9 protein-coding genes are annotated in these 11,711 nt (G+C 71.7%); 3 read left to right on the forward strand and 6 right to left on the reverse strand.

All coding sequences use genetic code 11. From position 1 onward, the window contains the following. Positions 1 to 3 precede the first annotated feature (3 nt). Positions 4 to 3,486: a transcription-repair coupling factor gene (mfd, locus tag M503_RS0102470; protein ID WP_028918954.1), complete on the forward strand. Its 3,483-nt coding sequence runs from the start codon at positions 4 to 6 to the stop codon at positions 3,484 to 3,486. A 16-nt stretch (positions 3,487 to 3,502) separates the two neighbouring features. Then, positions 3,503 to 4,111: an HD-GYP domain-containing protein gene (locus M503_RS0102475; protein WP_028918953.1), complete on the forward strand. Its 609-nt coding sequence runs from the start codon at positions 3,503 to 3,505 to the stop codon at positions 4,109 to 4,111. 7 nt (positions 4,112 to 4,118) lie between these two features. Here M503_RS0102475 and M503_RS17575 read toward each other — a convergent pair whose 3' ends face one another. From M503_RS17575 to M503_RS0102490, 5 genes are all read right to left on the reverse strand, one after another. Next, positions 4,119 to 4,331: an anion permease gene (locus M503_RS17575; protein ID WP_197017165.1), complete on the reverse strand. Its 213-nt coding sequence runs from the start codon at positions 4,329 to 4,331 to the stop codon at positions 4,119 to 4,121. Beyond that, positions 4,307 to 5,626 carry an SLC13 family permease gene (locus M503_RS15505; protein ID WP_197017166.1) on the reverse strand — a complete coding sequence of 440 codons (1,320 nt, stop codon included), beginning with the start codon at positions 5,624 to 5,626 and terminating at the stop codon, positions 4,307 to 4,309. The genes M503_RS17575 and M503_RS15505 overlap by 25 nt, the downstream gene beginning before the upstream one ends. Then, positions 5,626 to 5,952, reverse strand: a complete 327-nt coding sequence (locus tag M503_RS17885) for an SLC13 family permease (RefSeq protein ID WP_197017167.1) — start codon at positions 5,950 to 5,952, stop codon at positions 5,626 to 5,628. The genes M503_RS15505 and M503_RS17885 overlap by 1 nt, the downstream gene beginning before the upstream one ends. A gap of 37 nt (positions 5,953 to 5,989) precedes the next feature. Continuing rightward, positions 5,990 to 7,558 (reverse strand): phospholipase D family protein, encoded by a 1,569-nt coding sequence (locus M503_RS0102485; RefSeq protein ID WP_028928075.1) that lies wholly within the window; start codon positions 7,556 to 7,558, stop codon positions 5,990 to 5,992. A 79-nt stretch (positions 7,559 to 7,637) separates the two neighbouring features. After that, positions 7,638 to 8,576, reverse strand: coding sequence for a LysR substrate-binding domain-containing protein (locus tag M503_RS0102490; protein WP_028918951.1), 939 nt, complete (start codon positions 8,574 to 8,576; stop codon positions 7,638 to 7,640). 375 nt (positions 8,577 to 8,951) lie between these two features. Here M503_RS0102490 and M503_RS15510 point away from each other — a divergent pair, with 375 nt between their 5' ends. Further along, on the forward strand, positions 8,952 to 9,236 hold the full coding sequence (locus M503_RS15510; RefSeq protein WP_231472292.1) for an SDR family oxidoreductase: 285 nt from the start codon (positions 8,952 to 8,954) through the stop codon (positions 9,234 to 9,236). Between the two features lie 99 nt (positions 9,237 to 9,335). On the opposite strand, the gene M503_RS0102500 is transcribed toward M503_RS15510, so the two are convergent. After that, on the reverse strand, positions 9,336 to 11,426 hold the full coding sequence (locus M503_RS0102500) for a M13 family metallopeptidase (protein WP_028918950.1): 2,091 nt from the start codon (positions 11,424 to 11,426) through the stop codon (positions 9,336 to 9,338). Positions 11,427 to 11,711: the final 285 nt, after the last annotated feature.

Consider the following 11,711-nt stretch of genomic DNA (forward strand, 5'->3'; position numbering starts at 1 on the left):
CCGATGTCTTCCGCTTCGCCTCCCCTGCCGCGGCGCGGCCAGGCCCGTGCCTGGTGGCGCGCACCCGCTTCCCCGTCGGCCCTGGCCTGGTACCTGGCCCAGGCCGCGCGCGCGCATGCCGGGCCGGTGCTGTTCGTGGCCCGCGACAACCAGTCCGCGCACCAGGTCGAGGCCGACCTGCTGACCCTGCTGGGCCCCGGCGGCGACCTGCCGGTGGTGCCGTTCCCGGACTGGGAAACGCTGCCCTACGACCGCTTCAGCCCGCACCCGGACATCGTCAGCCAGCGCCTGGCGGCGCTGCAGCGGCTGCCACGGCTGGAACGCGGCATCGTGGTGGTGCCGGTGCAGACCCTGCTGCAGCGCCTGCCGCCGCTGCGTTACATCGCCGGCGGCAGCTTCGACCTCACCACCGGGCAGCGCCTGGACCTGGACGCGGAGAAGCGCCGCCTCGAGTCGGCCGGCTACCGCAACGTGCCGCAGGTGCTGGACCCGGGCGACTTCGCCGTGCGCGGCGGCCTGCTCGACGTCTACCCGATGGGCGCCGAGGCGCCGTTGCGCATCGAGCTGCTGGACGACGAGATCGATTCGATCCGCCGCTTCGACCCGGAAAGCCAGCGCTCGCTGGAGCGGATCGACGCGGTGCACATGCTGCCCGGGCGCGAGCTGCCGATGGACGAGGCCAGCCTGGCGCGGGTGATGGACAGCCTGCGCGAGCGCTTCGACGTCGACACCCGGCGCAGCGCCCTGTACCAGGACCTCAAGGCCGGTATCGCCCCGGCCGGCATCGAGTACTACCTGCCGCTGTTCTTCCCGCCGGCCCGCGACGGCTCGCAGTCGACCGCGACCCTGTTCGACTACCTGCCGGTGTCGGCGCTGCCGGTGCTGGCCGACGGCAGCAACGCCGCCGCCGATGCGTTCTGGCAGCAGACCCGCAACCGCTACGAGCAGCGCCGCCACGACGTCGAGCACCCGGTGCTGGCGCCGGAGGAGCTGTACCTGCCGCCGGACGCGCTGCGCGAACGCCTGAACCAGGGCATCCGCATCGAGGTCTGCGGTGCCGGGCACGCGCGCTGCGAGGACGCGGCCGCGCTGGGCGACCAGCCGGCGCCGTCGCTGCCGGTGGCCAGCCGCGAACAGCACCTGGCCGGCGAGGCGCTGCGCTCGTTCCTGGGCAGCTACCCGGGCCGGGTGCTGGTCGCCGCCGATTCGCCAGGCCGCCGCGAGGCGCTGCTGGAAGTGCTGCAGGCGGCCAACCTGCAGCCGCAGCTGGTCGCCGACTTCCCCGCCTTCCTCGCCGGCAGCGAACGCTTCGCCCTGGCGGTCGCGCCGCTGGAGGACGGCTTCGCCCTCGACGCTCCGCAACTGGCGGTGCTCACCGAGCGCCAGCTGTTCCCGGAGCGCGCCACCCAGCCGCGCCGCGCGCGCCGCGCCGGCCGCGAGCCGGAAGCGATCATCCGTGACCTGGGCGAGCTGAGCGAGGGCGCCCCGATCGTCCACGAGGACCACGGCGTGGGCCGTTACCGGGGACTCGTCGCGATGGACATCGGCGGCATGCCCGGCGAGTTCCTCGACATCGAGTACGCCAAGGGCGACCGCCTGTACGTGCCGGTGGCGCAGCTGCACCTGGTCAGCCGCTACTCCGGCGCCTCGCCGGAAACCGCGCCGCTGCATTCGCTGGGTGGCGAGCAATGGACCAAGGCCAAGCGCAAGGCGCAGGAGAAGGTCCGCGACGTCGCCGCCGAGCTGCTGGAGATCCAGGCGCGCCGCCAGGCCCGCGCCGGCCTGGCGCTGGACATCGACCGGGCCATGTACGAGGCCTTCGCCGCCGGCTTCCCGTTCGAGGAAACCCCGGACCAGCACGCGGCGATCGAGGCGGTGCTGCGCGACCTGCAGTCGTCGCAGCCGATGGACCGGGTGGTCTGCGGCGACGTCGGCTTCGGCAAGACCGAGGTCGCCGTGCGCGCCGCCTTCGCCGCCGCCAGCGGCGGCCGCCAGGTGGCGGTGCTGGTGCCGACCACCCTGCTGGCCGAGCAGCACTACCGCAACTTCCGCGACCGCTTCGCCGACTGGCCGCTCAAGGTCGAGGTGCTGTCGCGCTTCAAGTCGAAGAAGGAAATCGAGGCGGAACTCGAGAAGGTCGCGCGCGGCGAGATCGACGTGATCGTCGGCACCCACCGCCTGCTGCAGCCGGACGTGAAGTTCAAGGACCTGGGCCTGGTCATCGTCGACGAGGAGCAGCGCTTCGGCGTGCGCCAGAAGGAGGCGCTGAAGGCGCTGCGCGCCAACGTGCACCTGCTCACCCTGACCGCCACCCCGATCCCGCGCACGCTCAACATGGCCATGGCCGGGCTGCGCGACCTCAGCATCATCGCCACCCCGCCGCCGAACCGGCTGGCGGTGCAGACCTTCGTCGTGCCCTGGGACGACAACCAGCTGCGCGAAGCGTTCCAGCGCGAGCTGGCGCGCGGCGGCCAGCTGTACTTCCTGCACAACGACGTGGAAAGCATGGGCCGGATGCAGAAGCAGCTGGCCGAGCTGGTGCCCGAAGCGCGTATTGGTGTAGCCCACGGACAGATGCCCGAGCGCGAGCTGGAACGGGTGATGCTCGACTTCCAGAAGCAGCGCTACAACGTGCTGCTGGCCTCGACCATCATCGAGTCGGGCATCGACATCCCCAACGCCAACACCATCATCATCAACCGCGCCGACCGCTTCGGCCTGGCCCAGCTGCACCAGCTGCGCGGCCGGGTCGGCCGTTCGCACCACCGCGCCTACGCCTACCTGCTGGTGCCGCCGGACCGCCGCGCGATGACCCCGGACGCGGAAAAGCGCCTGGAGGCGATCGCCTCGATGGACGAGCTCGGCGCCGGTTTCACCCTGGCCACCCACGACCTGGAGATCCGCGGCGCCGGCGAGCTGCTGGGCGAGGACCAGAGCGGGCAGATGGCCGAGGTCGGCTTCAGCCTCTATACCGAGCTGCTCGAACGTGCGGTGCGCAGCATCCGCCAGGGCAAGCTGCCGGACCTGGACGCCGGCGAGGAAGCGCGTGGCGCCGAGGTCGTGCTCAACGTGCCGGCGCTGATCCCGGACGACTACCTGCCCGACGTGCACACCCGCCTGACCCTGTACAAGCGCATCTCCAGCGCCCGCGACGGCGACGCGCTGCGCGAACTGCAGGTGGAGATGATCGACCGTTTCGGCCTGCTGCCGGACGCGGTCAGGAACCTGTTCGCCATCGCCGAGCTGAAGCTGCAGGCCCAGGCCCTGGGCATCCGCAAGCTGGAGCTGGGCGAAGGCGGCGGCCGCATCGTGTTCGAGGCCAGGCCCAGCGTCGACCCGATGGCGGTCATCCAGATGATCCAGAAGCAGCCGCGCCTGTACGCCATGGAAGGGCCGGACAAGCTGCGCATCAAGCACCCCCTCCCGGAAGCGGCCGACCGCTTCAACGCCGCGCGTGCCCTGCTGGCCACGCTGGCACCCCGCTGATCCCCCCACCTCTTCGATGTTCGATTCCGATCCCTCCCCCGAGTTCGATACGTTCGCCTGTTCGCTCGACGCCCTCGTTGCCAGCATCGACGCCCGCGACCCCTACACCTGCGGCCATTGCGACCGCACCGGCCGCATCTCGCGCGCCCTGGGCCTGCGCCTGGACATGCACGGCGACGGCCTCAGGCAGCTGGAACTGGCCGCGCACTTCCACGACATCGGCAAGATCGGCATCCCCGACCACATCCTGCACAACCCCGGCCGCCTCGAGCAGGAGGACTGGGAGGTGATGAAGACCCATTCGGCGCTGGGCGAGCGCATCTTCCTGGCCAGCCACCGGCCGGACGCGGTCGCGGTGGCGAAGATCATCCGCCACCACCACGAGGCGATCGACGGCAGCGGTTATCCCGACCGCCTGGCCGGCGATGCGATCCCGCTGGCGGCGCGGGTCCTGCGCGTGGCCGATACCTACGACGCCGTCACCTCGCGCCGCCCCTACCACCCCGGCTGCGAGCACGAGGAGGCCATGCGCATCCTCCACGCCGAGCAGGACTGGAAGATCGACGGCGACGTGTTCCGCGAGTTCGAGCGGCTGATGCGCGACCGCGCCCTGCAGGCGACCTGAGCCGCGCTCAGCCGGCCGGGTACAGCGGCCACAGCCACGGCACCAGCAGCACCGTCACCAGCAGCGCGATCAGTGCCAGCGGCGTGCCGATGCGCACGAAATCGCCGAACCGGTAGCCGCCCGGCCCGACCACCAGCGCGTTGACCGGCGAAGACACCGGGGTCATGAACGCCGCCGACGCGGCCAGCGCCACGGTCATCGCGAACGGATACGGCGACACCCCAGGTGCTGCGCCACCGCCAGCGCCACCGGCGCCATCAGCACGGCGATGGCGGTGTTGGAGATGAACATCCCGAACACTGCGGTGACCACGAAGATCGCCGCCAGCGCCACCCGCGGCCCGGCATCGCCGACCAGGTCCAGCAGCAGGTCCGCGGCCAGGTCCACGCCGCCGGTGCGCTGCAGCGCCAGCGAGAACGGCAGCATGCCCACGATCAGCACCAGGCTGGGCCAGTGGACGGCGCGGTAGGCGCTGCGCAGGTCGATGCAGCCGGCCAGGCCCATCAGCAGGCAGCCGAGCAGCGCCGCGTGCACGTTCGGCACCACGCCCGAGACCATCAGCATGATCGTCAGCGCCAGGCTGGCCAGCGCCGCCGGCGCGCGTTCGGCCGCCGGCGCCACCTCGTCCGCTTCCGACGGCATGCCCAGCAGGATCAGCCCGTCGGCGCCGGCGCCGAGCGCGCGGATCGCCGCCCACGGCCCGGCCACCAGCAGGGTATCGCCGGTCTCCAGCGGCTCGTCGGCCAGGTCGCGCACTTCGGCGGTGCGGCCCTTGCGCAGGCCGACCACGGCCAGGTCGTGGCGGTCGCGCAGCCGCGCGCGGTTGGCGCTGGTACCCGCCAGCGGCGAGTTCGCGCCGACCATCAGCTCGGCCAGGCCGATGTCGTTGGCGTAGCCGCAGAAGTAGGTGCCTTCCAGCGGCAGCACCTGCAGGCCCAGCGCGGCCAGGTGCGACGCGGCATCGATCCGCGGATCGGGCAGGTCCAGCCGCAGCACGTCGCCGGCATGCAGGCGGCGCGTGGGCGAACGCAGCCGGCGCTGTCCGCAGCGCCCGGACTGCTCGACCGCCAGCAGGTTCCAGCCCGCCAGTCCGGCCTCTTCCAGGCCGGTGCCGGCACGCCCGACCAGCGGCGACTCCGCGCCCACCCGTGCCCGGAACGCCCGTCCTTCCAGGCGGTACTGGCCGATCCAGTCCTGCAGCCGCGGCGCGCGATGCGAGGCCGGCGCGGTGCCGGTGCACAGCCAGCGCCGCGCCAGCAGCATCCAGCCGATCGCCAGCAGCAGCACCGGCAGGCCGAACGGCAGGAAGTCGAAGAAGGCGAAGCCGGCGTGGCCTTCGCGCAGCAGCTCGCCGTGCACCACCAGGTTGGGCGCGGTGGCCACCAGGGTCAGCATGCCGCTGCACAGCGCCGCCACGCTCAGCGGCATCATCAGCCGGCCCGGAGCGATACGGCTGGCGCGGGCGATGCGCAGCACGATCGGGATGAAGATCGCGACCACGCCGGTGGAACTCATCACCGAGCCGAGCGCGCGCCCACCGCCAGCATCAGCGCCACCACCAGCCCGGTCTCGCTGCTGCGGGCCACGCGCAGGATCAGCGGGCTCAACCGCTGGGCCACGCCGGTGCGCACCAGGCCCTGGCCAACCACGAACAGCAGCGCGATCAGCACCACGCTCGGATCGGCGAAGCCGGCGATGGCCTCGCCGATGCCGATCACGCCGGTGAACGGCAGCAGCGCCATCACCAGCAGCGCGACCACGTCGGCGCGCGGACGCCCGTGCGAGAACAGGAGGATGGCCAGGCCCAGCAGCCCCAGCACCAGGGCGAGTTCGACGCTCATCGGCGGCTCCCGGTCGCGGCCATGGCGGTAGCGTGCGCTAGAGCTGCGACTCCACCGGCAGCCAGCCGATCGCCCGCGCCGCGGCGCGCTGCCACAGGCTCGCCTCGGGTTCGCGGTCCCAGGTTTGCGGCGGCTCGGCCGCGTCGTCGTGCCAGCGCAGCCCGCCGTCGGCCAGCTCAAGGCGGTAGCTGGTCTGCGCCGAGGTCTTGGCCGCGTACAGTGTCTCCAGCTGTTTCGCCGCGTCGCGGTCTTCGAACAGCAGGCCCATCTCGGTGTTGAGGTTCATCGAGCGTGGGTCGAGGTTGAACGAGCCGATGAAGCCACGCCGGCCGTCGACCACGAAGGCCTTGGTGTGCAGGCTGGCGCCGCTGGAGCCGAACAGGCTGGCATTGGGGCTGCCGTGCGCCTTGAGCTCGTACAGGGCGATGCCGCGCTCCAGCAGCGGGATGCGGTAGCCGGCGTAGCCGCCGTGCACGGCCAGCACGTCGTTGGCCGCCAGCGAGTTGGTGAGGATGCCCACGTCCACCCCGCGCCGGCGCATGCCCGCGAACCACTCCACGCCCTCGTTGCCGGGCACGAAGTACGGCGAGATCACCTTGAGATCGCGCTCCACCGAGTTGATCTCCTGCACCAGCAGCGGGGTGATCCAGTCCGGCTGCGGCGTCGCGCCTTCGGCCTTCTCCGGCGGATCGGAGACCAGGGAGGCGGTGCGGGTCCAGTGCACCGGGCGCTTGCCCTGCAGCAGCTCGCGCACGCCCGGGGAGCCGCGCAGCCGCTTCGCGTAGGGACCGGCGCGGTCCGAGGTGAGCCCGGCGCCGAGGTTGCGGCGGGCGCGGTCCAGCGCGCCGGGTTCCGCTTCGGCCAGCGCTGCCAGCGGGATCGCCGAAACGCTGTTCCAGTACGCATCGAAGATCTCTTCGGCCTGGCGCACCGCCGGCCCGACCACCGCCACATCGGTGTCCATGAAGTTGATGTCGGCGGCGGCGTCGAAGTATTCGTCGCCGATGTTGCGGCCGCCGACCACCGCCACCCGCCCGTCGGCCAGCCAGATCTTGTTGTGCATGCGCCGGTTGATGCTGAGGAAGCGCAGCAGCAGTTCGACCCCGCGCGCGATCGTGCCCTCGCGCGCCCGGGTCGGGTTGAACAGGCGCACCTCGATGTTCGGATGGCTGTCCAGCGCCGCCAGCACCGAATGGCTGCCGTGCACGTTGAGGTCGTCCAGCAGCAGCCGCACGCGGACGCCGCGGTCGGCCGCGCGCAGGACCTCGTTGTGGATGATGTTGCCGGTGAAGTCAGCGTGCCAGATGTAGTACAGCAGGTCGAGGCTGCGGCCGGCGGCGCGCGCGGTCATCGCCCGCACCGCGAAAGCGTCCAGGTTGTCGCCCAGGATCAGCATCCCGGTCTGCCCCGGCCGCGCCGCGGTCAGCGGTTCGACGGCGCGGTCCAGGGCGGTGGCCGCCGGCTCCATCGGCAGCGCCATGCTCACCGGCCCGCGCGCGCGCTCGGCGAAGCGGCCGTAGGCGTACAGCGACAGCACCGAAGCCAGCACGAACACGGCCAGGCCGATGGCCAGCCACTTGAGCACCTTCTTCGCCTTTGCCTTCATCGCGCCTGCCAGCCGGGTGATGGGCGGATTCTAGGTGCTGGCCGCGAGAAGGCCGCGTGGCGCCGGCGGCGGCCCAAGCTCATCCGGCCATCAACCCGTGCAGCGGCGCGGCGGTTTCCTGCCGGGCCTCGTCGGCGATCCAGGCGGCCACCGCTTCCACTTCCGGGCGCAGCTCGGCCTCGGCCTGCAGCAGCCAGTAACCATGGCCTGACGCTTCCGGCGCGGGCAGGTCTTCCAGCACCACCAGGCGGCCTTCCTCCAGCAGCGGCCGTATCAGTTCGCGGCGCCCGAGGGCGATGCCCTGCCCGGCCAGCGCCGCCTGGATCACCAGGTCGTACTGGTTGAAATGCAGGATCGCGCGCGGACGCGCCTGGCCCCAGCCGACCGAGGCCAGCCACGGCAGCCACTGGATCCATGGATAGCCCGGCTTCTCGAACTCCAGAAGGGTCAGCTCCGCCAGCGACGCGGGTCCGTCGAGCGCGCCGGGCTTCAGCTCCGTGCTGGCCACCGGGACCACGGTCTCGTGGAACAGCAGGCGCGCCCCGGGCGGCGCGCGGCCGGCGCTGGTGTAGCGGATCGCAAGGTCGACGCCATCGTTGCGCAGGTCGACCACGCGGTTGTGCGCCGAAACGCGCACGTCCACGCCCGGGTGCCGCGCCTGGAAGCGGCTCAGCCGCGGCAGCAGCCACAGGCCGGTGAAACCGATCGTGGCGCTGACCGTGACCGGGCGCGTGCGGATGCGGTCGTGCAGCGCGCCCATGGCGTCCTGCAGCTGCTGCAGGGCGGCGTCGGCGCTGCGGAACAGGCGTTCGCCCTCGGCGGTGAACGCGAGCGAGCGGTGGCCGCGGCGGAACAGGCGCGCGCCGACCTGCTCTTCCAGCCCCTGCACCTGGCGGCTGACCGCCGACTGGGTGAGGCACAGCTCGCGCGCGGCTTCGGTAATGCTCATGTGCCGCCCGACCGCGACGAAACCGCGCAGCAGGTCCAGCGACGGCAACCGGTGCAGGTCCACTGGCATTCCTCCCACGAATGCGAACAGTCCGAAATGTCGTTTGAGCCGGGCGCGGCGACCGCGCTTAACTGCGGCCACGGCAGCTTACACGGATCGCGACGATGGCCAACGGCACTCCCGGGGATTCCACTGTTGCATGCAACCCGGCCCCGGAGCGGAGCCGGATCTGGGTGGTGGTGCTGGCCGCCGGCGCGGTGATGGGCCTGGCCCTGGGCATGCGCCACGTGCAGGGGCTGTTCCTGCTGCCAGTGACCGGGACGCGGGGCTGGTCGCGCGAACTGTTCGGCTTCGCCCTGGCGGTGCAGAACCTGGCCTGGGGCCTGGCCCAGCCACTGGCGGGGATGGTGGCCGACCGTTACGGCGCCGGCCGCGTGGTCGCCAGTGGCCTATGCCGCCACCAAGGCGGCCATCGAAACGCTCACCGTCGGACTGGCGCGCGAACTCGCCGCCGACCGCATCCACGTCAACGCGGTGGCGCCCGGCACCGTCGACACCACCATCCACGCGCGCGCCGGCGAACCGGGCCGCGCCGCACGCGTCGCGGCGCGGATCCCGCTGCAGCGTCCCGGCCAGCCGGAGGAGATCGCCGATGCGGTGGCGTGGCTGCTCTCCGACCGGGCCACCTACGTGACCGGCAGCGTGGTCGCGGTCACCGGCGGACTGTAGGACGGCGCGCTCTCCGGCAACCCGTTCCCGGAAAGAAGCGGCCCGCCCGGTGCATGACCGGACGGGCCGCGGATCCAACCCTTGCGGGGCGATCGGGGATTACCAGATCACCACGCGCTCCTCGCGCACCATCGGATCGCCGGCCTTGCAGCCGAACGCCTGCGCGAACGCCGGCATGTTCGACGGCGCGCCGTTGGCACGGAAGTTCGCCGGGGCGTGGGGATCGGTCTCCAGGCGCACACGCAGCTCGTTCTCGGTGAAGTTGCGGCGCCACACCGTGGCCCAGTTGGCAAAGAAGCGCTGGTCCTGGGTCATGCCATCGACCACCACGTCCGCGTCCGGATTGCGCGACAGCGCCATCCGCATCGCGTCGTAGGCCACGGTCAGGCCGCCGAGGTCGCCGATGTTCTCGCCCAGGGTCAGCCGGCCCTTCACGTGCCTGCCCGGCAGCGCCTCGTAGCCGTCGAACTGCGCCACCAGCCGGTCGGCGCGCTCCTCGAACAGCTTGCGGTCCTCCGGCGTCCACCACAGGTCGAAGTTGCCCTTTGCGTCGAACTGGCTGCCGGAGTCGTCGTAGCCGTGCATCATCTCGTGGCCGATGACCGCGCCGATGCCGCCGTAGTTGAGCGCCGGATCGGCCTTGGGATCGAAGAACGGCGGCTGCAGGATCGCCGCCGGGAACACGATCTCGTTCCTGGTCGAGTTGTAGTAGGCGTTGACCGTCTGCGGGGTCATGCCCCATTCGGTGCGGTCCACCGGCTTGCCGATCCTGTCGAGCATGTAGCGGTGGTTGAACGCGCGCGCCGCGCGGACGTTGGCCAGGTAGCCTTCGCCGCTGGTCTGCAGGCCGTCCCAGGAACGCCACTTGTCCGGGTAGCCGATCTTCGGGGTGAAGCTGGCCCACTTCTCCAGCGCGCGCTTCTTCGTCTCCTCGCCCATCCAGTCCAGGTTCTCCAGGCGCACCTTCAGCGCGGCCGAGAGGTTCTGCACCAGCTGCTGCATCTGCGCCTTGGACTCCGGCGGGAACGCGGCCTGCACGTACAGCTGGCCCAGCGCCTCGCCCATCGAGGCGTTGACCACGCCCAGCACGCGCTTCCAGCGCGGCAGCATCTCCTTCTGCCCGCGCAGCGCCTGGCTGTGGAAGGCGAAGTTCGCCTCCTCGAACGGCGTGGCCAGGTACGGCGCGGCGGCGTCGAGGGTGTGGAAACGCAGGTAGGCCTGCCAGGCCGCGACCGGGGTGTCGACCAGCATGCGGTCGAACTCGGCGAAGAACTCCGGCTGCGCCAGCGAGAACTTCGCCTTCGCCGGCACCTGCAGGGTGTCGAAGAACGCGTTCCAGTCGAAGTTCGGGGTGATCCGGTTGGCTTCGTCGGCGCTGACCGGGTTGTAGCGCTTTGCCGGATCGCGCAGCTCGATGCGCGACAGCGAGGCCCTGGCCAGGCGGGTCTCGAAGTCCAGCACCGCCCTGGCCTGCTTCGCCGCTTCGCCGCCATCGACGCCCGAAAGCGCCAGCAGCTTGCCGATGTACTCGAGGTAGGCCGCGCGGACCGGCGCCTTGTCCTCGTCGAAGTAGTAGCCCTTCTCCGGCAGGCCCAGCCCGCCCTGGCCGGCATAACCGATCACGGTGCCGGAATCCTTGTAGTCGGCGTTGGCGCCGAAGGAGAACACCGGACCCAGGCCGACGGCGTGGCGCTCGCGCAGCAGGCCGACGATCCCGGCGCTGTCCTTCAGCCCGGCGATCTCGTCCAGGGCCGGCTGCAGCGGCGCCAGGCCGACCGCGTCGATCGCCGCCTGGTCCATGCCGGTGCGCCACAGGTCGCCGAGCTTGGCCTCGATCGAACCGGCCGCCGGCTGCGTCGCGGCAACCTGCTCGACGATGGCGTGCTGGATCGCCAGCGAACGTTCGCCCAGCACCTCGAAGCTGCCCCAGCTGGTGCGGTCGCCCGGCACCGGGTTGGCCGCCAGCCACTTGCTGTTGACGTGGCCATTGAGGTCGGTGCACGCCGGGATCGAGGGATCCAGGTCGGCCACGTTGAAGGTGGTCACCGGCGCATCGATCCTGGACAGGTCGAAGCCGGCCGGCTTGCCGGCAGAGGCCGCGTCCGCGGGGGCGGACTGGCTGCAGCCCGCCAGCGCGGCGGCGACAGCCAGCGACAGGGCCAGGGGAACGAGGGTGGAACGCAGGGACATCGAGGACTCCGGAAGGGACGCGGCCGGCGGGTGTGGGGAAGGCCCCGCAGCCTAGGGGACGGCGCCGGTGCGGAGATAGGCCAGAAGTCATGGTCGCGCGGTGTGCGGGCACCCGCCGACGCTTTCCGGGACCCGGCTCCCCTCTGGCCTGGCCGCGTCGTCCGCCGCGTTGACCGGCAAGGCGGGCTTCCCGATCCAGCGCCGTTTTACGGCACACTCGCCGGCGGCGCCCCGGGGGAAAGGCACGGCGCCTGCCGCCGGTAGCTCACCACCGGCAGGACGGCT

It is taken from the genome of Pseudoxanthomonas suwonensis J47 (assembly GCF_000513955.1).
Taxonomy (GTDB): domain Bacteria; phylum Pseudomonadota; class Gammaproteobacteria; order Xanthomonadales; family Xanthomonadaceae; genus Pseudoxanthomonas; species Pseudoxanthomonas suwonensis_C.

What these genes read in the sequence shown, in the direction of transcription:
- mfd (WP_028918954.1), top strand. Translation starts at nt 4, where the DNA reads ATGTCTTCCGCTTCGCCTCCCCTGCCGCGGCGCGGCCAGGCCCGTGCC.
- M503_RS0102475 (WP_028918953.1), top strand. Translation starts at nt 3,503, where the DNA reads ATGTTCGATTCCGATCCCTCCCCCGAGTTCGATACGTTCGCCTGTTCG.
- M503_RS15505 (WP_197017166.1), bottom strand. Translation starts at nt 5,626, where the DNA reads ATGAGTTCCACCGGCGTGGTCGCGATCTTCATCCCGATCGTGCTGCGC.
- M503_RS17885 (WP_197017167.1), bottom strand. Translation starts at nt 5,952, where the DNA reads ATGAGCGTCGAACTCGCCCTGGTGCTGGGGCTGCTGGGCCTGGCCATC.
- M503_RS0102485 (WP_028928075.1), bottom strand. Translation starts at nt 7,558, where the DNA reads ATGAAGGCAAAGGCGAAGAAGGTGCTCAAGTGGCTGGCCATCGGCCTG.
- M503_RS0102490 (WP_028918951.1), bottom strand. Translation starts at nt 8,576, where the DNA reads ATGCCAGTGGACCTGCACCGGTTGCCGTCGCTGGACCTGCTGCGCGGT.
- M503_RS0102500 (WP_028918950.1), bottom strand. Translation starts at nt 11,426, where the DNA reads ATGTCCCTGCGTTCCACCCTCGTTCCCCTGGCCCTGTCGCTGGCTGTC.